The organism is Acidimicrobiia bacterium, assembly GCA_035651955.1.
Taxonomy (GTDB): Bacteria; Actinomycetota; Acidimicrobiia; order IMCC26256; family JAMXLJ01; genus JAMXLJ01.
The window spans coordinates 78,738-101,835 of the sequence record DASRES010000015.1 but is presented as its reverse complement, the minus strand read 5'-3'; the positions used below and the strand labels follow the sequence as shown (position 1 = coordinate 101,835).

Annotated in this window: 24 protein-coding genes; 12 read left to right on the top strand and 12 right to left on the bottom strand. The window is 73.1% G+C overall.

Going from position 1 to position 23,098, the window contains the following annotated elements; translation table 11 throughout:
* Window positions 1–13 precede the first annotated feature (13 nt).
* Entirely contained in the window at window positions 14–385 is a 372-nt protein-coding gene (locus tag VFC33_04185; GenBank protein HZR12428.1) for an NYN domain-containing protein, read from the top strand.
* A gap of 56 nt (window positions 386–441) precedes the next feature.
* Here the strand turns inward: VFC33_04185 and ettA are convergent, their stop codons facing one another.
* Window positions 442–2,124: an energy-dependent translational throttle protein EttA gene (gene ettA, locus VFC33_04180; protein ID HZR12427.1), complete on the bottom strand. Its 1,683-nt coding sequence runs from the start codon at window positions 2,122–2,124 to the stop codon at window positions 442–444.
* Window positions 2,125–2,218: 94 nt separating this feature from the next.
* Here ettA and VFC33_04175 point away from each other — a divergent pair, with 94 nt between their 5' ends.
* On the top strand, window positions 2,219–2,680 hold the full coding sequence (locus tag VFC33_04175) for a PPOX class F420-dependent oxidoreductase (protein ID HZR12426.1): 462 nt from the start codon (window positions 2,219–2,221) through the stop codon (window positions 2,678–2,680).
* A 39-nt stretch (window positions 2,681–2,719) separates the two neighbouring features.
* Here the strand turns inward: VFC33_04175 and VFC33_04170 are convergent, their stop codons facing one another.
* Window positions 2,720–3,232 (bottom strand): methylated-DNA--[protein]-cysteine S-methyltransferase, encoded by a 513-nt coding sequence (locus VFC33_04170; GenBank protein HZR12425.1) that lies wholly within the window; start codon window positions 3,230–3,232, stop codon window positions 2,720–2,722.
* A complete protein-coding gene (locus VFC33_04165) occupies window positions 3,229–4,653 on the bottom strand; it encodes a DNA-3-methyladenine glycosylase 2 family protein (protein ID HZR12424.1) in 1,425 nt (474 codons plus the stop codon). The genes VFC33_04170 and VFC33_04165 overlap by 4 nt, the downstream gene beginning before the upstream one ends.
* Before the next feature lie 134 nt (window positions 4,654–4,787).
* On the opposite strand from VFC33_04165, the gene VFC33_04160 reads away from it, so the two are divergent.
* On the top strand, window positions 4,788–5,864 hold the full coding sequence (locus VFC33_04160) for a Zn-dependent alcohol dehydrogenase (GenBank protein ID HZR12423.1): 1,077 nt from the start codon (window positions 4,788–4,790) through the stop codon (window positions 5,862–5,864).
* Window positions 5,865–5,929: 65 nt separating this feature from the next.
* Here the strand turns inward: VFC33_04160 and VFC33_04155 are convergent, their stop codons facing one another.
* Together VFC33_04155 and VFC33_04150 are read right to left on the bottom strand one after the other, a co-directional pair.
* Window positions 5,930–6,655 (bottom strand): PIG-L deacetylase family protein, encoded by a 726-nt coding sequence (locus VFC33_04155; GenBank protein ID HZR12422.1) that lies wholly within the window; start codon window positions 6,653–6,655, stop codon window positions 5,930–5,932.
* Complete coding sequence (locus VFC33_04150; GenBank protein ID HZR12421.1) at window positions 6,652–8,091, bottom strand: amidase; 1,440 nt, start codon at window positions 8,089–8,091, stop codon at window positions 6,652–6,654. The genes VFC33_04155 and VFC33_04150 overlap by 4 nt, the downstream gene beginning before the upstream one ends.
* 99 nt (window positions 8,092–8,190) lie before the next feature.
* Between VFC33_04150 and VFC33_04145 the strand changes: the two genes are divergently transcribed.
* Window positions 8,191–9,039 carry a DUF3097 family protein gene (locus tag VFC33_04145; GenBank protein ID HZR12420.1) on the top strand — a complete coding sequence of 283 codons (849 nt, stop codon included), beginning with the start codon at window positions 8,191–8,193 and terminating at the stop codon, window positions 9,037–9,039.
* A 64-nt stretch (window positions 9,040–9,103) separates the two neighbouring features.
* Window positions 9,104–10,066 carry a S16 family serine protease gene (locus tag VFC33_04140; GenBank protein HZR12419.1) on the top strand — a complete coding sequence of 321 codons (963 nt, stop codon included), beginning with the start codon at window positions 9,104–9,106 and terminating at the stop codon, window positions 10,064–10,066.
* 7 nt (window positions 10,067–10,073) lie between these two features.
* On the opposite strand, the gene VFC33_04135 is transcribed toward VFC33_04140, so the two are convergent.
* On the bottom strand, window positions 10,074–10,547 hold the full coding sequence (locus tag VFC33_04135) for a hypothetical protein (protein HZR12418.1): 474 nt from the start codon (window positions 10,545–10,547) through the stop codon (window positions 10,074–10,076).
* Between the two features lie 166 nt (window positions 10,548–10,713).
* Here VFC33_04135 and VFC33_04130 point away from each other — a divergent pair, with 166 nt between their 5' ends.
* Complete coding sequence (locus VFC33_04130; protein HZR12417.1) at window positions 10,714–11,541, top strand: hypothetical protein; 828 nt, start codon at window positions 10,714–10,716, stop codon at window positions 11,539–11,541.
* A 2-nt stretch (window positions 11,542–11,543) separates the two neighbouring features.
* Entirely contained in the window at window positions 11,544–12,038 is a 495-nt protein-coding gene (locus VFC33_04125; protein HZR12416.1) for a hypothetical protein, read from the top strand.
* A gap of 13 nt (window positions 12,039–12,051) precedes the next feature.
* Here the strand turns inward: VFC33_04125 and VFC33_04120 are convergent, their stop codons facing one another.
* Window positions 12,052–14,013, bottom strand: coding sequence for an AarF/UbiB family protein (locus VFC33_04120; GenBank protein HZR12415.1), 1,962 nt, complete (start codon window positions 14,011–14,013; stop codon window positions 12,052–12,054).
* 122 nt (window positions 14,014–14,135) lie between these two features.
* Here VFC33_04120 and VFC33_04115 point away from each other — a divergent pair, with 122 nt between their 5' ends.
* The gene (locus VFC33_04115) at window positions 14,136–15,281 is read left to right on the top strand and encodes an RDD family protein (protein ID HZR12414.1); all 1,146 of its coding nucleotides are present in this window, start codon (window positions 14,136–14,138) and stop codon (window positions 15,279–15,281) included.
* Here the strand turns inward: VFC33_04115 and VFC33_04110 are convergent.
* Complete coding sequence (locus VFC33_04110; GenBank protein HZR12413.1) at window positions 15,230–16,384, bottom strand: amidohydrolase family protein; 1,155 nt, start codon at window positions 16,382–16,384, stop codon at window positions 15,230–15,232. The two genes, VFC33_04115 and VFC33_04110, sit on opposite strands and share 52 nt — an antisense overlap.
* A gap of 418 nt (window positions 16,385–16,802) precedes the next feature.
* On the opposite strand from VFC33_04110, the gene VFC33_04105 reads away from it, so the two are divergent.
* Window positions 16,803–17,390, top strand: coding sequence for a DUF308 domain-containing protein (locus VFC33_04105; GenBank protein ID HZR12412.1), 588 nt, complete (start codon window positions 16,803–16,805; stop codon window positions 17,388–17,390).
* A 9-nt stretch (window positions 17,391–17,399) separates the two neighbouring features.
* On the opposite strand, the gene VFC33_04100 is transcribed toward VFC33_04105, so the two are convergent.
* The 4 genes from VFC33_04100 to VFC33_04085 all read right to left on the bottom strand — a co-directional run bounded on the left by VFC33_04100 (window position 17,400) and on the right by VFC33_04085 (window position 20,267).
* Entirely contained in the window at window positions 17,400–18,302 is a 903-nt protein-coding gene (locus VFC33_04100; protein HZR12411.1) for a YbhN family protein, read from the bottom strand.
* A gap of 131 nt (window positions 18,303–18,433) precedes the next feature.
* On the bottom strand, window positions 18,434–19,057 hold the full coding sequence (gene msrA, locus VFC33_04095) for a peptide-methionine (S)-S-oxide reductase MsrA (GenBank protein HZR12410.1): 624 nt from the start codon (window positions 19,055–19,057) through the stop codon (window positions 18,434–18,436).
* Window positions 19,058–19,140: 83 nt separating this feature from the next.
* Window positions 19,141–19,809, bottom strand: a complete 669-nt coding sequence (locus tag VFC33_04090) for a hypothetical protein (GenBank protein ID HZR12409.1) — start codon at window positions 19,807–19,809, stop codon at window positions 19,141–19,143.
* A gap of 41 nt (window positions 19,810–19,850) precedes the next feature.
* Window positions 19,851–20,267: a DUF6027 family protein gene (locus tag VFC33_04085; protein HZR12408.1), complete on the bottom strand. Its 417-nt coding sequence runs from the start codon at window positions 20,265–20,267 to the stop codon at window positions 19,851–19,853.
* A gap of 127 nt (window positions 20,268–20,394) precedes the next feature.
* Between VFC33_04085 and VFC33_04080 the strand changes: the two genes are divergently transcribed.
* Genes VFC33_04080 through VFC33_04070 form a run of 3 tightly spaced genes read left to right on the top strand, consistent with a single transcriptional unit; the run spans window position 20,395 to window position 23,056 of the window.
* Window positions 20,395–21,654: a sensor histidine kinase gene (locus VFC33_04080; protein HZR12407.1), complete on the top strand. Its 1,260-nt coding sequence runs from the start codon at window positions 20,395–20,397 to the stop codon at window positions 21,652–21,654.
* Window positions 21,642–22,295 carry a response regulator transcription factor gene (locus VFC33_04075; GenBank protein HZR12406.1) on the top strand — a complete coding sequence of 218 codons (654 nt, stop codon included), beginning with the start codon at window positions 21,642–21,644 and terminating at the stop codon, window positions 22,293–22,295. Before VFC33_04080 ends, VFC33_04075 begins: the two co-directional genes overlap by 13 nt.
* On the top strand, window positions 22,292–23,056 hold the full coding sequence (locus VFC33_04070) for a DUF4097 family beta strand repeat-containing protein (GenBank protein HZR12405.1): 765 nt from the start codon (window positions 22,292–22,294) through the stop codon (window positions 23,054–23,056). The genes VFC33_04075 and VFC33_04070 overlap by 4 nt, the downstream gene beginning before the upstream one ends.
* Window positions 23,057–23,098: the final 42 nt, after the last annotated feature.

The following is a 23,098-nucleotide window of genomic DNA, read 5'->3' as shown; positions in this document are numbered from 1 at the left end:
GCAGCATGCGGGGGTGGCGCGCCTCGTCGTCGACGGGATGAACGTGATCGGCTCCACGCCCGACGGCTGGTGGCGCGACCGCGACGGTGCGGTGCGCCGGCTGGTCGAGCGGTTGCAGCGGCTCGCGGTGGAGACGGGCGACGACATCGCGCTGGTGCTCGACGGCCGTCCACTCCCCGACCTGCCGGAGGGCGACCACGACGGGATCACGGTGCGGTACGCGCGCCGGGGCGGCCGTGACGCGGCGGACGACCGCATCGTCGAGCTCGTGAGCGACGACGCCGAGCCGTCGTCGCTGACCGTCATCACGTCCGACCGCGCCCTCGCGTCACGCGTCCGCGACCTCGGCGCATCCGTGGAGGGGGCCCGCTGGTTGTTTCATTGACAGATCTGCGTGGTCAGGCGGTACTCAGGTCTCAATGAAACATGAGCGCGCGCGAGTCAGGCGGTGCGCGTCAGCGGCTTGTAGCGGATGCGGTGGGGCTGGTCGGCCTCCGCGCCGAGACGCTTGTGACGGTCCGCCTCGTAGTCGCTGAAGTTGCCCTCGAACCACACGACCTGCGAGTCCCCCTCGAACGCGAGCACGTGCGTCGCGACGCGGTCGAGGAACCAGCGGTCGTGGCTGATGACGACCGCGCAGCCCGCGAACTCGAGGAGCGCGTCCTCGAGCGAGCGGAGGGTGTCGACGTCGAGGTCGTTGGTGGGCTCGTCGAGCAGCAGGACGTTGCCGCCGCTGCGGAGCACCTTCGCGAGATGCACACGGTTGCGCTCGCCGCCCGACAGGTCCCCGACCTTCTTCTGCTGGTCGGATCCCTTGAAGTTGAAGCTCGCGACGTACGCGCGACCGTGGATCTCGGCCCCGCCGACGACGAGGTGGTCCACGCCGCCGGTGATCTCCTCGTAGACGGTCTTGTCGGCGTCGAGCGTGTCCCGGGACTGGTCGACGTACGCGAGCTCGACCGTCGGCCCGACGCGCAACGTCCCGCCGTCGGGCTGTTCCTGGTGCGTGATCATGCGGAACAGCGTCGTCTTGCCCGCGCCGTTCGGGCCGATGACGCCGACGATCGCGGCGCGCGGCAGCGAGAACGTGAGGTCGTCGATCAGCAGCCGGTCGCCGAAGCCCTTCACGACGTGCTCCGTCTCGACGACCACGTCTCCGAGACGCGGGCCGGGCGGGATCGAGATCACGAGCTTGTCCGCGCGCTCCGGCGCGCGCTCGGACTCGGCGAGCAGCGCGTCATACGCGTTGAGGCGCGCCTTGCCCTTCGCCTGACGCGCGCGCGGCGACATGCGGATCCACTCGAGCTCGCGTTCGAGCGTGCGCTGGCGCGCCTTGTCCGCCTTCTCCTCCTGCGCGAGCCGCTGCTGCTTCTGCTCGAGCCACGACGAGTAGTTGCCCTCCCACGGGATGCCGCGACCGCGGTCGAGCTCGAGGATCCAGCCCGCGACGTTGTCGAGGAAGTAGCGGTCGTGGGTGACGGCGACCACGGTGCCCGGATACTCCTGCAGGTGCCGTTCGAGCCACGCGACGGACTCCGCGTCGAGATGGTTCGTCGGCTCATCGAGCAGCAGCAGGTCGGGGCGCGAGAGCAGGAGCCGGCACAGCGCGACGCGTCGCCGCTCGCCACCCGACAAGGTGGCGACGTCGGCGTCGCCCGGCGGCAGGCGCAGCGCGTCCATCGCGATGTCGAGCGTGCGCTCCAGGTCCCATGCGTTCGCGGCGTCGATCCTGTCCTGCAGCTCCGCCTGCTCGGCGAGCAGCTTGTCGAAGTCGGCGTCGGGCTCGCCCATCGCCGCGCACACCTCGTTGAAGCGGTCGAGGAGCGCCTTCGTCGCGGCGACGCCGTCCGTCACGTTGCCGAGCACGTCCTTCGACGGGTCGAGCTGCGGCTCCTGCGCGAGGTACCCGACGGTGAAGCCGGGCGTGAGCCGCGCCTCCCCGGTGTAGCCGTCGTCCTCGCCGGCCATGATCCGCAGCAACGTCGACTTGCCCGCGCCGTTCGAGCCGATCACGCCGATCTTGGCGCCCGGGTACATCGAGATGTTGATGTTCTCGAGCACCTGCCGGTCGGGCGGGTGGAAGCGCGACAAGCCGCGCATGGTGAAGATGAACTGCGGGGCCATGGATCCGAGGATACGTGCGGACGAAGCCGGGCCCTGGCCGGAGACGGGGAGGGCCCGGCCCGAGGGGGCCAGCGGCCCGACCGGAGGAGACGGCGTGAGCCCGAACATCGCGACGAACACGACCGTGACGCGCGAGGAGCTGCTCGACTTCGTCAGGCCGCGTCATCACGCCGTGCTCATCACCACACGCGCCGACGGCACACCGCAGGCGTCGCCGGTCACCTGCGGTGTGGACACCGCCGGGTGCATCGTCGTGTCGACGTATCCGGAGCGGGCCAAGACGCGCAACGCACGTCGCGACGCGCGCGTCAGCGTCGTCGTGCTCTCCGACGACTTCGGCGGTCCGTGGGTTCAGATCGACGGCCGCGCCGAGGTGGTGGACGGTACGGACGCGGTCGAGCCGCTCGTCGAGTACTACCGGTCGATCGCCGGCGAGCACCCCGACTGGGACGAGTACCGGGCTGCGATGGTGCGCCAGGGCAAGTCGCTGCTGCGCGTCACGCCGACGCGCTGGGGACCCGTCGCGACCGGCGGGTTCCCCGCCCGGCTCGCGTGACGCCGTCGGCAACGGCCGCGTCGGACCGTGCCGCGACGGTCACACGAGGAGCGGGAGCTCCGTCCGCCCCGCCTCGAGGCCGAGCAGGTAGCGCTTGCGCTCGAGACCGCCGCCGTACCCGGTGAGCGACCCGTCGGCACCGATCACGCGATGGCATGGCACGACGATCGCGACGGGGTTCTGCCCGTTCGCGAGCCCGACCGCGCGCTGCGCGCCTGGTCGGCCGATGCGCGTCGCGAGCTCGCCGTAGCTGACCGTCTCGCCGTACGGGATCGCCCGCAGCGCGTGCCACACCTCGCGCTGGAACGACGAGCCGTCGAGCGCGAGCGGCACGTCGAACTCCGTGCGCGAACCGTCGAAGTACTCGTCGAGTTGCGACGCGAGCGCGTCGAGGTGCGCGGCCGCATCGCGCGTCCCGTCGACACGCGCACGCGCCATGCGCGCGCCGTCGAGCGACAGCCCGGTGACGCCGTCCGCGGCCGCGTGCAGCATCAGCGGCCCGACCGGCGACTCGACGAGCAAGGTGCCGGGTTCGTTCGTCGTCTTCCTCATTGCATCCTCCAGACATGCTGTACCGCGTACGAGCGCCACGGGCGCCACGACGTGGGGTCGACCCGCCGTCCGAACCGGGCGAGCGCGCGCCGGACCCCGAGGTCGCGGGCGAGGAACACGTCGGGGTCGCCCGTGCCCCGCATCACGACGAGATCGGCGGTCCACTCCCCCACGCCGGGGAGCGCGAGCAACCGCTCGCGCAGCTCCGTGCGGTCCGCGCCCGCGTCGACGACGACGGTGCCGTCGGCGAGCGCGGTCGCCAGCCCGACGAGCGTCTTCGCACGCGCGCGCGGCATCGGCAGCGCGGCCGGGTCGACCGCCGCGATCGTCGCCGCGCTCGGGAACAGATGAGTGACGCCGTCGTCGTCCAGCGTGTCGCCGTGCTCGGCCGTGAGTCGCGCCGCCAGCGTGCGCGCACCCGCGACGCTCACCTGCTGTCCGAGCACGACGCGCATCGCGAGCTCGTCGCCGTCCACCGTCCCCGGCACGCGGATCCCCGGGGTCTTGCGGACCCACGGCCCGAGGACGGGGTCGGCCCCCAGCTGCTCGTCGACGGCGACGGGGTCGGCGTCGAGATCGAGCAGCGCGCGACTGCGCGAGACGGCGGTGGTGAGGTCACGCACGTCGTCGAGACGGAGCTCGCACACCACGTGCCCGTCGCCGGGGCGGAGCGCGACGACGCCCGCGCCGTGCGGCAGCCGGAGCGACCGCCGGTACACGTCGTCCGATGCGACCTCGACGCCGGGCACGGCGCGCGCCGCGAGGAACTCGAAGAGCTCGTGCGCGGCGAACGGCTCCCGGTACGGCAGTCGGACCACCACGACGCCGGGTGTGCGGACGTTCGCGGCGCGGCGGCGACGTCGGAGCTCGCCGGGCGACATCGCGAAGACCTCGCGCACGGTGTCGTTGAACTGGCGGATGCTGCCGAAGCCGGCGGCGAACGCGACGTGCGCGAACGGCAGGTCGGTCGTCTCGATCAGGACGCGCGCGGTCTGTGCGCGCTGTGCACGTGCGAGCGCGAGCAGGCCGACGCCCACCTCGGCGACGAGCTGCCGGTGGAGCTGTCGCTCGCTGTACCCGACCCGCCGCGCGACGCCACCCACGCCCTCGCGGTCGACGACGCCGTCGGCCACGAGGCGCACGGCCCGCGCGACGACGTCCGCGCGCGCGTTCCACTCGGGCGAGCCCGGCACCGCGTCGGGCCGGCACCGCTTGCACGCACGGAAGCCGGCATGGTGCGCGGCGGCGGCCGTCGAGAAGAAGCGGACGTTCTCGGGCAACGGCGTGCGGGCCGGGCAGCTCGGGCGGCAGTACACGCGGGTCGTCAGCACCGCGGTCACGAACCAGCCGTCGAAGCGGGCGTCGCGTGCCCGTACGGCGCGGTAGCAGCGATCGAAGTCCGAGGCGTTCACGGGGGTCACGACGACCAGTGTGCGTCACCGCGCGGGCGCGCGCTGGCGGGAATCGGACAGCGCGGTGAGCGCCGTGCGGCCCGCCACCGGCGGCGCTACGGTGCGGCGCACCCGACCGCCGCGCACACGGAACGGAGCGCACGATGCGAGCAGCGATCTTCGTCGGCCAGGACCAGCCCCTCGAGATCGAGGACGTCACGCCCGTCGCGCCCGGTCCCCGGGACGTCGTCGTCCACGTCGACGCGAGCGGCGTCTGCCACTCGGACCTCTCGGTCATGAACGGTGGGCTCCCGCTGCCGCCGCCGTGCATCCTCGGCCACGAGGGGACGGGGACCGTCGAGGCCGTCGGCAACGAGGTGTCGCGCGTGAAGGTCGGCGACCGCGTCGTCGCGTCGTTCACGCCCGCGTGCGGCGTGTGCTGGTACTGCCTGCACGATCAGTCGAACCTGTGCGAGCACATGGGTGCCGTCGCCACCGCGCCGCGCGTCACCCGCGGCGACGGCACGCCGATGATCACGATGACCGGGCTCGGCACGTTCGCCGACATGATGACCGTCGACGAGTCGTCGATCGTGAAGGTCGACACCGACCTGCCGGCCGAGCAGCTCGCGCTCATCGGCTGCGGCGTGACGACCGGTGTCGGCGCCGCGCTCAACACCGCGCAGGTCGAGCCCGGCGCGACCGTCGCGGTGATCGGCTGCGGTGGCGTCGGTCAGGCCGTCGTGCAGGGCGCGCGCATCGCGGGCGCGTCGCGCATCTTCGCGATCGACCCGGTCGAGCTGAAGCGGAAGTCGGCCGAGCAACTGGGCGCGACCGACCTGATCGACCCGGCCGCAGGTGACCCCGTCGAGCAGGTCAAGGCGGCCACCGGCGGGCGCGGCGCCGACTACGCGTTCGAGGTGATCGGCCTGCCGGAGACGATCGTGCAGGCGTACAACACGGCGCGCCGCGGCGGCACGGCCGTCGTCGTCGGCATGCCGCGGTGGGACGCGTCGGTCACGCTGCCCGCGTTCGGCATGTTCTTCGAGGAGAAGAAGCTGCTCGGCTCGGTGTACGGCTCCGCGCAGGTGCGTCGCGACTTCCCTCGCTTCGTGAGCCTCGTCGAGACCGGCCGTCTCGACCTCAACGCGATGGTGTCGCGCCGCATCAAGCTCGACGAGATCAACGACGCCTTCCGCGCGATGCAAGCGGGCGAGGTCATCCGCAGCGTCATCACCTGACCGCCGCCATACTGTGAAGCGTCAACCACAACATGTGTGTCTGAGGCTTCAGAGAATGCGGGCGGTCAGCGGGTGTCGACGGCCTGGAACGCCTCCGCCAGGCGCCCCTCGGGGAGGCCGGCCTCGGTCGCGTTCGCGGTGAGCCACCCGCGGATGCGCGTCTCGAGCCCGCCGTCGGCGTCGACGAGCTGGCTGACGTGGCAACGCAGCGCCTCGACCTTCTTGTCGAACGCGTCGGTGACGTCGACGAACACGTCACGCGCGCGCGTCGCCATCAACCACAGCTCGGGAACGGTGTGCGCGTCGAGGCCCTCCGCCGCGAGCTCGGGGTGCGCGAACGGGTTGCGCGCGTCCGGATAGACCGCGCACACGGTCGCCTCGCCGGCCGCGAGGTGGTCGGGGTGGCTCGCGTAGATGCGCTCCCAGTTCCGCTCGGGCGACTGGGCCACGACGCGGTCGGGACGGAAGCGCCGGATCACCCGCGAGATGTCGCGGCGCAGCGCGATGGACGACACCAGCCGCCCGTCGGGGTAGCCGAGGAACGTGACGTCCTCCACGCCGACGACGCGCGCCGCCGCGAGCTGTTCGGCGCGCCGGATGCCTGCGATGTCGGCACGCGGCACGTCGGGGTCGAAGCCGCCCGCGTCGCCGTCGGTCACGACGCAGTACGCGACCTCGATGCCGGCGGCCGTCCACGTCGCGACCGAGCCGGCGACACCGAAGTCGACGTCGTCGGGGTGCGCGGTGACGACGAGGATCCGCGCGATCCCGTCGTTCGTCGCCGTGCTCACGAGGCCGCGAACACCGCCGGCCTGCGGTCCGCCCACGGCGCGGCCTGCTCGAGCTGCGACGCGACGCGCAGGAGGAGGTCCTCGCGTCCGTACGCCGCGACGAGCTGCACGCCGACCGGCAGCCCGTCCGCGGTCCAGTGCAGCGGCAGGGAGACGGCGGGCTGGCCCGTCACGTCCCACGGCACCGTGAACTGCGCGAGCTCGCCCATCAGCGTGAGCGCCTCGCCCGGATCCGCGGTCGGCGCCATCAGCCCGAGCTTCGGCGGCGGCTGTGCGATCGTGGGCGTGACGAGCACGTCGAACCCGTCGTCGGCCCACCAGCTCGCGACGCGTCGCGTGTAGTCGTTCATCGCCTCGAGACCGGCCAGGTACTGCGCGCCGGTCACGGCCCGGCCGCCCTCGGCCATCGCCCAGTTGCCCGGCTCGACGTCGTCGGGACCGATGGGGTCACCGGTGCGCTCGCTCCACCGTTCGAGGTCGCGCGCGATGCCGGCCGCCATGACGACGGTGAAGCCGTGGAAGGCGCCGTCGAGCGCGGGCGACGACCACTCGACCGCGTGGCCGGCCCGCTCGAGCAGCCGCCCGGTCTGCTCGACGGCGGTCACGCACTCGGGGTGCGCGTCGCGTCCGAGGTTGGGGATGGTGACGTGCAAGCCGACGCGCAGGCGACCCGGGTTCGCGCCGACCTCGTGGCGGAACGGGCGCGTCGGTGGCGGCGCGGTGTACGGATCGCCGGGCGCGGCACCCGCGACGACGTCCAGGATCGCGGCGGCGTCGCGCACGGTGCGCACGACGACGAACTCGTGCGTCAGCGGTCCCCAGTACTCGCCGAAGTCGGGACCGAGCGTCGAGCGCGCGCGTGAAGGCTTCAGGCCGACGAGCCCGCACTCGCTCGCGGGCGCGCGGATCGATCCGCCCATGTCGTTCGCGTGCGCGGCGGGAACGATCCCCGACGCGACCGCGGCCGCGGATCCGCCGCTCGAACCGCCCGGTGAGCGCGTGACGTCCCACGGGTTGTGCGTCGCCCCGTACGCGAGCGGCTCCGTCGTGATCGACGTCGCGAGCTCCGGCGTGTTCGTCTTGCCGACGAACACGAACCCGGCGTCGCGGAAGCGGCGCGCGAGGTAGCTGTCCTCGGTCGCCCTCCACTCGCGCTCCTTCAGGAACCGCATGCCGACGTGGTACGGATCGCCCTCGGTGTGGCAGACGGCGTCCTTCACGCAGAACGGGACACCCCGGAACGGGCCGTCGGGCAGGCCGGGCGCGTCCGCCGCGGCGCGCGCCTTGTCGAACAGCGGGTGGATCACCGCGTTGAGCTCCGGGTTGACCTTCTCGACGCGCGCGATCGCGGCGTCGACGAGCTCGCGTGGCGTGCAGTCCTTGCGCCGGACCAGGTCCGCCTGGGCAGTCGCGTCCAGCGAGGCGAGATCGTCCATGGCGGCGCACGGTACCAACTCGTGTGGGCGGGGCTCCCGGACGCGTGGATCCCCGTGGATCCCCGTGCCCGCCGGCGCACGCCGGTACGTTCACGGCCCGTGACCCGACCACCGTCACGAGGCGGCATCCTCGGCGGGCCGGTCGACGGGCCCGCGCGCGCGGCGGCCGCGTACCCGTCGTTCGAGGCGACCACCGGGACGCGCGTCCGTCACCGCGCGAGCGGCTTCACGGGGACGATCGTCGCGGTCGAGCGGGACACCGCGCGCGTGCGTGGCGCGACGGGCGTCGAGCGCCTGTTCCCGCTCGAGTCGGGCGCGTTCGCGGTCGACGGCATCGCGGTGACGCTCGTCGCGCCGCGTCCCACCTCGCGCGCACGGACACCGGTGCGCACCGCTTCGGGGTCGCGCGCGGTCGACGGGCACCGCGCCCGTGTCGCGCGGCAAGCGCGGATCTACGTCGAGGGCGTGCACGACGCCGAGCTGGTCGAGGCGGTGTGGGGCGACGACCTGCGTATCGAAGGTGTCGTCGTGGAACGGCTCGACGGCATCGACCATCTCGCGGCCGCCGTCGACGCGTTCGGCCCCGAACCGGGACGGCGACTGGGCGTGCTCGTCGACCATCTCGTCCCCGGGTCGAAGGAGGCGCGCCTCGCGGCGGCCGTGCGCGGTCCGCACGTGCTCGTGACCGGGACGCCGTACGTCGACGTCTGGCAGGCGATCCGGCCCCACGTCGCGGGGATCGAGGCGTGGCCGGAGGTCCCGCGGGACCGCCCCTGGAAGGAGGGCGTCTGCGCCGCGCTCGGCGAGCGCGACCCCGCAGCGGCGTGGCGACGCCTGCGGACGTCCGTCCGGAGCTTTCGCGACCTCGAGGCGCCGTTCGTCGGCGCGGTGGAGCAGCTCGTCGACTTCGTGACCGGGGCCAGCGACCCGCACGCGTCGACGCCGTGACGCCCGGAGCCACTTGGCGCGGCCGCATGACAGGGGCGGCGCGACCGGGGTACAAAGCTTCGTCGTGGGGGAGGCAGTCGGGAGCGCGTGCGCGGGCGCGCGCTCCGAGCGTGGACGCGGCGGACACGGCGGGCGCGCCGGGCACGGCGCGGCCTCGACGGCCTGGCTCTGCGTCCGCGGTCTCGTCGCGGTCGCGCTCGTCTTCCTCGTCGCCGTCGTGGTGACGTCCCCCGCCGTGGTCTACGGCGAGGCGCAACCGCTCGAGCTCGGAACGCTGAGCACGAGCAGCAACCCGCCGGGCTCGGGAGCCCGCCACGGGGGCCGGATCTACTACCTCAGCGTCGTGCACGAACGCCGCGCGCCGTGGGACGTCGTCGCCGACCTCGTCGGCCGGAGCGACGCCAGCGCGCCGCGGGTCGCGGCGTCACCCGGGCCGGAGAGCTCCTCGGGCGACGATCTGAGCCGGCAGGCCGCGACGGACGCGTGGCGCACGGCGCAGCGCGACGTGCTCGGCGACGTCCAGAGCCTGACGCCGCCGTTGTGGCCCGCCGTCGGTCACCTGCACGGCGACTCGGCCGGGCTCGCGTACCTGCTCCGCTACCTCGACGTGCTCCTGCCCGGCGACGTCACCGGCGGCACCGACGTCGCCGCGACCGGTGTCATCGCGAACGGTGGCACGATCGAGCCGATCGGCGGGCTCGAGGAGAAGCTCGCGGCGGCGCGCTCGGCGGGCGTCCGGGTCGCGTTCGTCCCCGCGCTGAACGACCTCGACGCCGTCCCGAACGCGTCCGGTGCCGTCCCGGTGTTCGACGCCGCGGTCGCACGCGCCGGGTTGTGGGCGTGGCAGCCGGCGGTCGTCACGACCGCGCCGTACGCGACCGCGGGCGCACGGGCCCGGGGCACGACCGGCACGGCCGTCGTCGCGGTGAGCGTCCCCGCCGACGCGCTCGCGTGGCTCTGCGGGTACACGGGTCGCGCCGCGCCGTGCCAGGCGGCCGCGGTGCTCATCGCCCACGAGGCGAGCTGACCGCGCGCTACGAGGACTGCAACACGCGCAGCACGCCGTCGCCGGTCCCCCACGGCGAGCTCGCGATCGCCTGCGCGACCGCCTCGGCGCTGTCACCGCGCCGCAGCGCGGCGAGGATGTTCGGGTAGCGACCGTTCGTCAGCGCCTCGGCGTTGGCCTCGATGCCGTCCTGGTACGACGCGAAGTTCTTCACGCCGACGCTGTTGAAGTTGCTCGCGCCGGGCATCGAGCGCGTCGTGGCGAGCGGGTTGAACTGCGCCTTGGTCCCCTCGGCCTTCTCCCACGCGACGATCGCGCGCACGTTCTCGGACGTCACCGGCATGCCGAGGCGCGTCAGGAAGTCGTTCGCCCACTGCGTCTGGCCGGGTGTGCCCTGCACGTTCCCGAGCGTCGTCGCGAAGGTGCTCCCGGTGGCGCCGACGGCCGACGTCGGGTCCGTACCGCCGCCCGCCAGCGACGTCGAGGAGCCCGCGGCGGCCACGGGCGCGCCGCTGAACTGCGCGGCCAGCGCCTGGATCTGCGCGATCCGGCTCTGGACCTCCTGGATGCCGTCGATCGGGCGCCCCTCCTCGCGTCAGCCCACTGATGGACCGGTCTCCCATCGGCAGCCGCGCCGCGGACATGAGCGAGATGCCAGACTCGCCCGCATGTCGGAGGAGAGTCCCTATTCCGTGCTGCCGGCGTCGGGCCCCTACGAGACCCGGATCGGAGCCGCGCTCATCACGCTGGTCGAGCCGCACGAGGGCCACGACCACGCGTACAACCGGTGGTACGAGGACGACCACTTCTACTCGGGCGCGATGGCGATGCCCTGGATGTTCTCGGGCCGCCGGTGGGTCGCGACGCGTGAGCTGCAGGAGCTGCGGTACCCGGTCGACTCGCCGATCGCGCAACCGCTCGACGCGGGGAAGTACCTCGCGACGTACTGGATCACGGCGGGGCGCTACGACGACCACCTCCGCTGGACCGTCGCGACCAACCAACGTCTGCTGCCCGACGGCCGGATCTACCTCGACCGGACGCACGTGTACACGTCGTTCCAGGACTACGTCGGACCCGTCTACCGCGACGCGACCGGTCCGCGCGACATCCACTCGCTCGACCACCCGTACGCGGGTCTGGTGATGGAGGTCGTCGACGGCGCCGCCGATGTCGAGCGCGCGGCGCTGTGGGCCTGGCTACGCGACGAGCACGTGCCGTCGGTGCTCGCGGGCTCGCCCGTCGCGATGTGCCTCGCGTTCGCGCCGATGCCGTTGCCCGAGGACAAGATGGCCTACGTCGAGGACGTGCCCGGCCTCGAGCGGCGGCTGACGTTGCTGTGGTTCACCGAGGTGCCCGCGTCGGAGTGCTGGGACGGGTGCTTCGCGCGTGACGGTGAGGCGATCGACGCGTCCGGTCTCGGGCGCGTGCAGCTCGCGGCGCCGTTCCTGCCGACCGTCCCCGGCACCGACCGCTACGTCGACGACTTGAGGTAGCGATGCGCGAGGTCCGTCTTCGCTCGCCGCGAACTGGCTTCCTCCGCCGGAACACGGCGGCCGCGATCTACGGGACCATCGTCACCGCCGCGCTCATCGCGGGCGACAGCCTGTCGACGACGAACATGACCGACATCGCCGTCAGCGTCGCGGTCGTCGTTCCTCTCTACTGGCTCGCGCACGCGTACGCCGAGTTCATCGCGCAGGGCATTCACGAGCACATCCGGCCGCGGCTCGTGGCGACGCTGCGTCAGGAGCTCCCGACCGTGCAGGCCGCGGTCCCGCTCGTCGGCATCATGCTCGTGCTCGGAACGGTCGGCGTCGGCGAGAACGCGGCCGTGTACGCCGCGCTGTGGCTCGCGGTCGCCGAGCTGCTGGCGTTCGCCTTCGTCGCGGCACGGCACAACCGGTTGCGCGGCCTGGCGCTGCTCGGCGCGGCCGGTACGAGCGCGCTGTTCGGTGTCGCGATCGTGGTCCTCAAGGCGGTGTTGCACTGAGCGACGTCGCGACTCAGTTCAGGCCGTCGTGGAGCACCGCGACGATCACGCGCAGGGTCAGGACGGTCGCGCAGAAGAGCCCGAAGTAGCCGAAGAACTGGAACAGCGACGTCGTACCCGCGAACGGCGGGCCGCCGCGCGTCCCGAGCAGCATCGCGGACAGGATCCCGACGACGCCGCCGAGGAATGCCAGCACGACCCGGTTCAGCAGGCGCGTGACCGTGAGGACGTCGTCCGGCTCGGACATCCATGCGACGCGCAGGCGCAGGTCGCCGCGCGTCGCGAGCGTCGCGAGGCGGTCGACGTGGCGCGGGAGGCGCCGCAACGTCGGCAGCGCGCGCAGCAGCTCGTCACGGGCGGCGTCCTCGACGGTCGCGACGGACATCCGGTCCTTGACCCATTCGGCCGCGACCCGTTGGACCGCGTCGAGCGCGACGTAGCCCGGCGCGAGCGTCGTGAGCGTCCCGTCGAGCGTCACGAGCGCGCGGAAGAACGTGCTGAGCTCGACGGGGACCCGGATCCGGAACGACACGAGCAACGCCAGCAGGTCGTTGAACATCGCCGCGTCGGGCGACGTGCCGGCCGCGAGGTGCCGGGCCATGAACCGCGCCAGGGCCCGGTCGAGCTGGTCCTCGTCGAGACGCCCGCGGACGGTCGCGATCGAGAGCACCGCCGCGCGGAGCTGCTCGGTGTCGCGACGCGCGACGGCCGACATCAGGTCGCGCAACGACGCCTGCTGCAGCGGGTCGATGCGCGCGACCGCGCCGAAGTCGATCAGCCCGAGCCGGCCGTCGCGCAGCAGCATGACGTTCCCGGGATGCGGGTCCGCGTGGTACACGCCGTCCACGAGCATCTGCTGGAGCGCGCAGCGCAGCAGGGTGTCCGCCAGCGCGTCGCGATCGACGTGCAACGAGTCCGCCCAACGCCGGTCGCGGACGCTCGCGCCGTCGAACTGCTCCAGCACGAGGACGCGGGGCGAGCTCAGCTCGTCGTGCACGGCCGGGATGCGGACGGGCGATCCGTCCGCAGCGGCGTTCGCGAGCTCGCGCGCGTTGCGGGCCTCGACGGTGAAGTCGAGCTCCTCGCGCAGGCGTCCCGCGAACTCGCCGGCGAGGTCGACGACGCCGTACTCGGCGCCCCAGGCGGTGCGGGCCTCGACGGCGCGCGCGAGCTCCTCGAGCACCTCGAGATCGCGACGTACCGACTCCGCGACGCCGGGCCGTTGGACCTTCACGATGACGGGCTCACCGGTGCGCAGGCAGGCGCGGTAGGCCTGCCCGATCGAGGCCGCGGCGACGGGCTCCCAGTCGAAGTCGGCGAAGACGTCGTCGACGGGGACGCCGAGCTCCTCCTCGATGAGCGCGCGCATCGCCGCGGGGTCCTCCGGGACGACGTGGTCCTGCAGGCGCGCGAGCTCCGCCGCGTACGCCGGCGGGACGAGATCGCTGCGCGTCGACAGGATCTGCCCGAGCTTGACGAACATCCCGCCGCAGTCCTCGAGCGCGCGGCGAAGGCGAACGGGCGCGGGCAGGCGTCCCTCGCCGTCGACACCGTCGTCGCGCCCGCGAGGCACGAGACCGATCGACGGACCGAGCCCGTGACGGACGGCGATGCGCGTGATCTGCGCGTACCGGCTCACGCGCCGGCCGCGCCGCTGCAGCGATCGGAGCGGGCGGGGGATCGACGCGAGGCCGCCCTGGGCGCGCGCGATCGCGCCCGGACGGGCGAGGAGCTCGAGCCACACGGTCGCGGACATCGTGAAGACGATCGAGAACACCCAGACGTTGCGGCCGAACCCGGCGTTGCGATGCACGTGGTTCTGCGCGATGGCGAGCGACAGTCCGACGCCCGCGGCCCAGCCGACGACGCCCGACAGCACCGTGACGCCGACGGAGCGGCGGGCATCGAGCAGGCGCGCGGCGAGGAACGCGACGACGAGGATCCCCGGGAGCGACAGCGCGATCACGGCGCCCACGAGCGGTATTCGGCGCGTGGGGACCGCGCGGGTCACTTCGGGCCGCCCGGCTGACGCTGTTGGCGCGCCGCCCTACGCTGCGCGCGCGGCCGCCGACGCCCCGAGACGGACGCGGAGGTGCCATGAGCGCGTCACGACCGACGGACAGGAAGCCGAACGGCGTCACCCGGATCGTCGGCTCGATCCTCGACCCGATGATCAACGCCGTCGACGTCGACGCGGTGCTCGAGCGGATCGACCTCGACGAGCTCCTCGCGAGCGTCGACCTGGACCGCGTCCTCGCCCGGATCGATCCGAACACGCTCCTCGACCGCGTCGACGTCGACCGGATGCTCGCACGCGTCGACCTGGACGTCGTCCTGCGACGCATCGACGTCGCCGGGATCGTCGACCGCGTCGACATCGATCGCATCGTCCGGCGGGTCGACATCGGGAAGGTCGTCGACCGGGTCGACATCGATCGCGTCGTCGACCGCGTCGACATCGATCGCATCGTCCAGCGCGTCGACGTCGGCAAGATCGTCGACCGGGTCGACATCGATCGGATCGTCGACCGGGTCGACATCGGGAGGATCGTCGACCGCGTCGACATCGACCAGGTCCTCGACCGGGTCGACGTCGCGCGGATCGTCGAGCGGGTCAACGTCGCGCGCGTCGCGACGACCACCGCGACGACGATGACGAGCTCCGCGCTCGACCTCGTGCGGCGTCAGCTCGCCCGCCTCGACATCCTCCTCGCCTCGTTCGTCAGGCGCGTCCTCCGGCGGCGACCCCCGACGACGCGGACGGTGCCCGGCGAACCGGTCGGCTCTCCCGCCGGCGCGTTCACGCGCCTCCTCGCCTACGTCGTCGACACGTTCCTCGTCTCGGGGATGCTCGCGGCCGGGTTCGCGCTGTTCACGTACCTGGCCGACCTCTTCGTGTCGCCCGACATTCACCCGACCCAGGGTGGGAGCGACTGGTGGGCGATCGTCGCGGGAGTGTTCACGTTCGCGTACTTCTGGCTGTCGACGGCTGCGACGGGCCGCACGCCGGGCAAGGCCCTCCTCGGACTGCGCGTCGTGCGCCGCGAGGGCGGCGCGGTCGGAGGCGGCAGGGCGTTCGTGCGCGCGCTCGTGTTCCCGTTCAGCTTCGTGTTCGGCCTGGGCTTCGTCGGTGTCGTCGGTGGCCGCTCACGACGCGCGCTCCACGATGTCGCGGCGCGCACGGTCGTCGTCTACGACCGCGACGAGCTCGTCCCCATCAGCTCGGCGAAGTTGCGGGAGTAGAAGCGTTCGCGCGCGGTCTCGTCGACGTCGGCCATCGACGCCTCGAACCGCGCGAGCGGGTCGTGCCCGCCCTCCGGGTGCGGGAAGTCGGACGAGAACAGGAACAGGTCGTCGCCGGCCTGCTCGATCATCCAGCCGACGGGCTCGGTCGGGAACGGTGTGAAGCGGAGCTGGCGGTGCACGTACTCGGACGCGCGCAGCGGGAGCTTCAACGCGGGCTCCGTGCGCGCGAACGTCGTCTGCGCGATGTCGAGACGCCGCAGCCACGGCACGACCCACATCGCGCCCTGCTCGATGCACCCGCCGCGCAGGTTCGGGAACCGGTCGAGCACGCCGTCGAGCACCATGACGGACAGGAACATCTCGGGCGCGGCGTGGATCGCCATGAAGTCCTTCGAGCGGATGTTCTCGCCCCCGCCGAGGAAGTCGGTCGTCGGCGGCTTCCCGTTCACGTGGAACGCGGGACGCACGAGCCGTCCGCCGCCGCCGACGTGCAGCACGAACGGCACGTCCGCGTCGGCGAGGCGCGCCCACACACCGTCGTAGTCGGGGTGCGTGGGGGAACGGTCGGGCGGCGGGACGGACGGGACGAGGATCGCGGCGGCGTCGAGTGCGAGCGCTTCGTCGACGGCGCGCTCAGCGAGCTCGGGCACGTCGAGCGGCACGAACGCGACCGGCAGCATTCGCGCGTCGTCCGCGCAGAACGCGGCCATGGCCCGATTGTGCGCGCGCGTCCCGCCGTAGAGCAGCTCGACGTCGCGCCCGAGGAACTGCGTGGCCGCGAACGTCGAGAACACGAGCTGACGTTCGAAGCCGAGGACGTCGAGCGCGCGACTTCGTTCGGCAGGGTCGGTTGCGCCGTACGCGGCCCAACCCTTCGGGCCCATCACCTCGGTCGGGCTCGGAAGCGCGTCGGCGCCGGCGTCGTGCGCGCGCGCGTCCGCGTCCGCGACGGCCTCGTCGGCATTCGCCCCCGCCCCCGCGAGCTGCAACGGACGTATCCGATCCCGGACGTCGGGATCGGCGTGGGCGACGAGCCAGTCCGACGTCTCCATCAGGTGGCTGTCGGCGTCGTAGAACACGCGGCCTTCGGCGTAGGGCATCGCGCTCCCCCTTCGCGTGACCGAAGCGTCGTTGCAAACGTAGTGCAGGAAGACGCGCACCGCCGCCGCGGGCGGACGGCCGGCTCGCACGCTTCACCCCCGCGGGTGATGCCTCCTCACCCCGCGGGCGGTCACCATGCGCCGGTGAGCTCGCACTCGCTGCTCGCGATCGGGGCCCTGCTCGGTCTCGTCGGCTTGGTGCTCGTCGCGACTGGGCTGGCGATGCAGCGCCACGAGCGCGTGCTCGCCCGTCGACGGCAACGGCGGCACCGACGCGCGGTCGCACGTCCGGCGCACCTCGATCACCCGGATCGGGTGACGCACGCGGTCAGTGAGGCGCCGATGATGCCGGGCGTGAGACGTGCGAGGCCGGCGCCGGCGGGCGAACGGTGAGCGCCGGCGCGCCGACGGGCAAACGGTGAGCGCCGGACCCGCCGGCGCGGACGCGGTCTCGGCGCGCACGCTGTGGCGCGCCGCGATCGTCGGCGGGGCCGGTCTGCTCGTCGTCGGTGTGGTCCTGATCGCGTGGCCACACGCGACCGGGGTCGTGCTCGCCGTCCTCGCCGGGTCCGGGATGCTGTGGTTCGGGTGCCTCGACATGATCGGCGCGCTCCTCGACCGTCCCGACCGCGGGTGGGCGCTGCGGTTCGCCCGCGGGCTGCTCGGTGTCGTCGCAGGCGCGGTGGTGCTCGCGTGGCCGCACCAGACCGTCCTCGTCGTGGCGGTCGTGCTCGGGTTGTGGATGCTCACGCAGGGCGCGTTCGCGGTCGTCGGACGCCTGATGCACCCACCGCGCTACCCGCGTGGTGCGGGGACCGTCGGCATCCTCGGGATGGTCGCGGGTCTCTTCCTCGTCGGCCAGCCGGCGCGCTCGCTCCACGCCGGCGCGATCGTGCTCGGCTCGGTCCTGGTGTGCCTCGGCGTGATCGAGCTCGTCGCCGGGCTCGTCGCATGGACGAGGGACCGCCGCCACCGTGCCGACGGCAGTGTCGCCGTCACGGCGTGACGCGTCCGTTCACGAGCTCGACCCGTGTCGTCGCGCGAAGAGCGTCGACGCCAGCGCACCCGCCGGGAGCGGGACCCAGTACGCGAAGACGCGGTAGAGCAGCGTCGCGAGCACGGCGTGCGCGGCGGACGCGCCCGCGAGGGTGAGCGTGCCCGTCAGGCCCGCCTCGACGAACCCGAGCCCGCCCGGCGTGAGCGGGATCATCGCGAGCACGCTCGCGACGACGAACGCGAGGAGCACCGGCGCAGGGTCGACGCGCGCGCCGACCGCGAACAGGCTCATGGTGAGCGCGCCGTAGTCGAACAGCTGGTTGCCGAACGCGGCGGGAACGGCGCGCTGCCAGGAGTCGGCGAGCGAGCTCCGCACGAAGTCGCGCGCCTCGAGGATCTCCGTCGTGAAGTGCGCGGTGACGCGACGGCGACGAACCTTCGCGACGGTCCAGTCGATCGCGCGACCGAACCCGCGCACGACGCGGTCGGACAGCAGCAGCGCGGACGCGCCGGACAACAGGAACACGGCGACGATCGCGGCCACGATCCCACCCCGCACGAGACGTGAGTCGATCGCGAGGCCGAACAGCAACGCGGGCACGGCGAGCAACGGCAGGACGAACAGCGTCGCGGTCGACAGCAGGCCGACGGCGGTGAGCGCGGTCGTGGTCGTCGTCGGATCGAACCCCGCCCGCCGGAGCATGCCGAGCTGCGTGGCGCCGCCCGTCGCTACGCCGCCCGGAAGCGCGCGGCTCAGCGCGTTCCCGGCGAGCTGCGCGCACGCGACGTCGAACCACGCCTTCGTGCCCAGCGCGACGCGCATCAGCTCCCACATCGAGACGAACGCGGCCGCCTCGAACAGGAAGATCGGCAAAAACCACAGCGGGAAGACCGACCGCAGCCGCGGCAGGTCGTGGAACAGCGCGATGAGGCCCGGCAGGACGACGTAGAGCGAGATCCCGCTGACCGCGAAGACCAGGACCCGAACAACGGTCCTGCGTCGCGAGCGGCGCGTGTGGTGTTCGGTTCCCGTCCGAGGATGTTCGCGCAGGACTACGTGCCGGTGAGGCCCGTCGGGCAGCTCACACCCGTTCCGCCCAGCCCGCAGTAGCCGAACGGGTTCTTCGCCAGGTACTGCTGGTGGTACGGCTCGGCGTAGTAGAACGCGGGTGCGTCCTCGATCGAGGTCGTGATGTCGCCGTAGCCGGCGTCGTGCAGCACCTTCTGGTACGCGTCGCGTGACGCCTCGGCGGCCTTCCGCTGCATCTCGCCGTACGTGTAGACGGCGCTGCGGTACTGCGTGCCGACGTCGTTGCCCTGGCGCATGCCCTGCGTCGGGTCGTGCGACTCCCAGAAGACCTTCAGCAGCTCCTCGTAGGAGACGCGCGCGGGGTCGAACACGACGAGCACGACCTCGGCATGGCCGGTGAGACCGCTGCACACCTCCTCGTACGTCGGGTTCGGGGTGAGCCCGCCCGCGTACCCGACGGCGGTGACGACCACGCCGGGCGTCTCCCAGAACTTGCGCTCGGCACCCCAGAAGCAGCCCATCGCGAACAGGGCCTGCTCGGTCCCGTCGGGGAACGGCGGGCGCAGCGAGCTGCCGTTCACGGCGTGGTGCTCGGGAACCGGCATCGTCTCGTCACGACCGGGCAGCGCCTCGTCGGCGGTCGGCATGCGCGTCTTGTGTCGTCCGAACACGGCGTCTCCTCTCGACACGGCGGGCAACGCCTCGCGACCACGGTACGTTCCCGCTCGCCTCACGCCGGCGAGAGCGTGCGCTCCGGAGCCCGATCGACGACGAGCGCGACCGCGATCAGCCACACGTTCTCGAGCGCCAGGACGACGGGGTTCACGTCCGCGAACGCGACGGCGCTGAACAGTCCCGCGAGCCCGAGCACCTGGCTGAGCGCGCCGAACGCGAGCGCGGTCACGCCGTACGCCCGTGGCAGCAGCTGCGTCTGCAGCAGCACGAACCCGAGCGGCAGGAGGATCGCCGGGGCGAGGAGGAACGATCGGCCGATCGCGTCGTTGCCCGGACCGCCGACGAGATCGAAGCTCACACGGAGCGTCTCGGCGTGACCGTGCGCCGCGGCCTGCACCGTCGCGACGATCAGCGCGGAGTCGAGCAGCGCGACCGCGACGAGGACCGCGCCGGCCAGCGCCACGATCCGCCCCGCGAACCGCTCGCCCGCGCCGGCAAGGTGCACGACGGCGAGCACGAAGACCACGTAGAGGATCGCACCGGTCGCCTGGAGCCACGCCGAGAGACGGATCGCGTTCGCGTGTGCGCGAGCGAACGCCGCGATCCGGACGAGGCCCGCGCTGTCGGGCGGCACACCCGCGGGGATCAGGAAGTGCGCGGTCAGCATGACCACGCCGGCGATGCCACACCCGGCCGCCAGCGCGCGCGTTGCCCGCTCCGACACGTCGAACCCCTCCCTCTCCACACCCGCCGCGGTCCCTCTTCCTACGTGCGGGCCCCGTCCTCGGATGGACCGTCGCCGCCGTCGTACCCCGCGCGCTCGTGGAGCGGGAGCCGGAGCCAGGCGACCATCTGGCGCAGCTGCGCGTACGCGGCGAGGCGGGCGTCGTCGGTCCCCGCGCGCTCGGCGTCGGCGAACACCGACCACAGACGTTCGACCATGTGCGGGCCCAGCTCGAGCAACCCGCCGCTGCCCTCGGTGGCCCACCGCGCGAGCACGTACCGGCAGACGGCCCCGGTCGGCACGCCCACGTTGCCCGCGAGGTTCCGGATGGTGCGAAGCGGGTCGACGTTCGCGTAGAGCGCGACGTCGCTCTTGAAGTTGGCGTCCGGGTCGTCGTCGGGCCACGGGCCCGTCCAGCGCTCGAGCGTCACGGTCGGTTCGTCGTCGACGTCGTCCACGCCGACACGATCGCGCAGGGTTCGACGCGCCGACGTCGGCTCGCTCGCGCACGTCGGGTTTTCCCCACCTCGAAGACGCCCGGTCGCACCATCGGCGGAGCGAACGACCTCCCGTAGGGTGACCGCCATGAGCGCCGTCCTCGCCCCCTGGCGCACGTCGCGCACGTGGTGGGCGCTCGTCGACGGCGTGCTCGATCTCGTCGTCGGCACGATCTCGTTCGCGGTCATGGTCGCGTTGCTCGCGACGTCCGCGTCGCTGCTCGTCGTGCTGCCCGCCGCGATCCCGGTCGCATGGCTGCTGTTCGCCACCGCGCGCGCACTCGGACGAGTCGAGCGCGCCCGGCGGGCCGCGGTGCTCGACCTCGCGATCGCGGATCCGCACCCACCGCTCGTCGCGCCGTCGTGGTGGCGGCGCCTGCTGGAACGCGTCCGCACGCCGAGCCGCTGGCGCGAGATCGTGTACCTGCTCGTGCTGCTGCCGTCGGGCGTCGTCGGCGTGGTCGTCGTCGCGCTGTGGTGCGGCTCCGCGGCGTTGCTCGGGCTCCCCGCGTACGTCGACGCGCTGCCGCGCGGCGTCGCCGACTTCGGCCCCGTCGCGGCCGGCCAGGGTCTCGCGTCGGTGGTCACCGCGGCCGTCGGCGCGCTCGGCCTCCTCGTCGTCGCGCCCTGGGCGACGCGGGGACATGCCGCGCTCGACACGCTCGCGGCGCGCCGGCTGCTCGGGCCGAGTCGCCGCGACGCGCTCCGGGCCGAGCTCGCCGAGGCGCAGCGCGAGCGCTCCGCGGCCGTCGACACCGCGGAGTCGGAACGGTCGCGGATCGAGCGCGATCTGCACGACGGCGCGCAGCAACGGCTCGTCGCGCTCGCGATGGACCTCGGGATGGCGCGCGAGAAGCTCGACTCCGACCTGCACGCCGCGCGCGAGCTCGTCGGCGAGGCGCACGACGAGGCGAAGCGCGCGCTCACCGAGCTCCGCGCGCTCGTTCGTGGCATCCACCCCGCGGTGCTGACGGAGCGCGGGCTCGACGCCGCGCTGTCGTCCGTCGTCGCCCGGGCGTCGGTACCGGTGCAGCTCGTCGTCGACGTCGACGACCGCCCCTCGCCCGCGGTCGAGAGCGCGGCGTACTTCGTCGTGAGCGAGGCGTTGACGAACGTCGACCGCCACGCGCGCGCGACCCGCGCGCGTGTCGAGGTCGTGCGGCGCGGTGACCGTCTCGTCGTCGAGGTGACCGACGACGGCGTCGGCGGCGCGACCGACGATGACGGCGCGGGCACGGGCCTGCGCGGCCTCGCGGGACGGGTCGAGGCACTCGGAGGCTGGATGCGCGTCATGAGCCCCGCCGGCGGTCCGACCACGATCCTGGTGGAGCTCCCGTGCGCATCGTGATCGGCGAGGACTCCGCGCTCCTGCGGGCGGGCCTGACGCGCCTGCTGACCGACGCGGGCGAGGAGGTCGTCGCCGCGGTGGGCGACGCGGGCGCGCTCGTCGACGCCGTGGAGCGTCACAATCCGGACCTCGCCGTCGTCGATATCCGTATGCCGCCGGACCTGACCGACGACGGGCTGCGGGCCGCGATCGCGATCCGCGAGCGCCACCCCGAGACCGGGATCCTCGTGCTCTCGCAGTACGTCGAGGAGCGGTACGCCGCCGAGCTCCTCGGACGCGAGAGCGCCGGCGTCGGCTACCTGCTGAAGGACCGCGTCGCCGACGTCGCGGACTTCGTCGAGGCCGTCCGGCGCGTGAACGCGGGCGGGACCGCGCTCGATCCCGAGGTCGTCGGCCAGCTCATGGCCCGCCGGCGCCGGGATCCGCTCGAGGGGCTCACGCCACGCGAGCGCGACGTGCTCGGCCTCATGGCGGAGGGCCGCAGCAACGCGGCGATCGCGCGCGAGCTCGTCGTCAGCGAGGGCGCGGTCGAGAAGCACGTCAACAGCATCTTCACGAAGCTGGACCTCGCGCCGACCGCGACCGACAACCGGCGCGTGCTCGCGGTCCTGCGCTGGCTCGGAGTGGGGGACGCGACATGACACGCGCGCTCTGGCGGATCGGTGGGAGCGTCCTCACGATTTCGCTGCTCGCGTTCGGCACGCTGCAGGTCGTGTCGCAGGTCGCGTACGACCGTCACCGCGCGGCCTACGCGGTCGGGCCCGTGCGCGTCGTGGACGTGCGGATCGACCACGGCTCGATCGACGTCGTCGGCGACCCCGGGACCACGACCGTGCAGGTCCACCGCGACGTCGAGCGCGGACTCGTCCACACCAGCGTGAGCGAGCGCGTCGACGGCGACACGCTCGTGATCCGTGCGTCGTGCCCGTTCCTGTCCGCTCACTGCAACGCCCACTACCGCCTCGACGTCCCACCGGCGGTGCGCGTGGTCGCGCACGCGGAGGGCGACGTCCGCGTCTCGGGCGTGCAGGGCGACGTCGACGCGCGCGCCGGCCAGGGCGGCGTCACGCTCGCGGGCGTCGGCGGGCGGGTTGACGCGCACGCGTCGCAGGGCAGCGTCCGGGCGACCGGGCTCCGGTCGACCGCCGTCGACGCGTCGGCGAGCCAGGGCAGCGTCACCCTCGTGTTCGCGAACGACCCGTCGCGCGTCGTCGCCCGCTCGAGCCAGGGCAGCGTGCACGTCGTGGTCCCCCGTGACCACGTCCCGTACCGCGTGGACGCCCGCGCGTCGCAGGGCTCGACCGACGTCGGCGTCCCGACCGACCCCGCGAGCACCCGCCGCGTCACCGCCCGGTCCAGCCAGGGCGGGGTGACGGTGACGGCGGCCACCGGATCGCCGTGACCCCGGGCACATCATGTTGACTTCGAACGGTATTACGTCGAA

Bases quoted from the DNA above. Each gene is read 5' to 3' on its own strand.
- VFC33_04125 (HZR12416.1), top strand. From the start codon at position 11,544: ATGCGCGAGGTCCGTCTTCGCTCGCCGCGAACTGGCTTCCTCCGCCGG.
- VFC33_04130 (HZR12417.1), top strand. From the start codon at position 10,714: ATGTCGGAGGAGAGTCCCTATTCCGTGCTGCCGGCGTCGGGCCCCTAC.
- VFC33_04150 (HZR12421.1), bottom strand. From the start codon at position 8,091: ATGGACGATCTCGCCTCGCTGGACGCGACTGCCCAGGCGGACCTGGTC.
- VFC33_04080 (HZR12407.1), top strand. From the start codon at position 20,395: ATGAGCGCCGTCCTCGCCCCCTGGCGCACGTCGCGCACGTGGTGGGCG.
- VFC33_04160 (HZR12423.1), top strand. From the start codon at position 4,788: ATGCGAGCAGCGATCTTCGTCGGCCAGGACCAGCCCCTCGAGATCGAG.
- VFC33_04110 (HZR12413.1), bottom strand. From the start codon at position 16,384: ATGCCCTACGCCGAAGGCCGCGTGTTCTACGACGCCGACAGCCACCTG.
- VFC33_04115 (HZR12414.1), top strand. From the start codon at position 14,136: ATGAGCGCGTCACGACCGACGGACAGGAAGCCGAACGGCGTCACCCGG.
- VFC33_04170 (HZR12425.1), bottom strand. From the start codon at position 3,232: ATGAGGAAGACGACGAACGAACCCGGCACCTTGCTCGTCGAGTCGCCG.
- ettA (HZR12427.1), bottom strand. From the start codon at position 2,124: ATGGCCCCGCAGTTCATCTTCACCATGCGCGGCTTGTCGCGCTTCCAC.
- VFC33_04070 (HZR12405.1), top strand. From the start codon at position 22,292: ATGACACGCGCGCTCTGGCGGATCGGTGGGAGCGTCCTCACGATTTCG.
- msrA (HZR12410.1), bottom strand. From the start codon at position 19,057: ATGCCGACCGCCGACGAGGCGCTGCCCGGTCGTGACGAGACGATGCCG.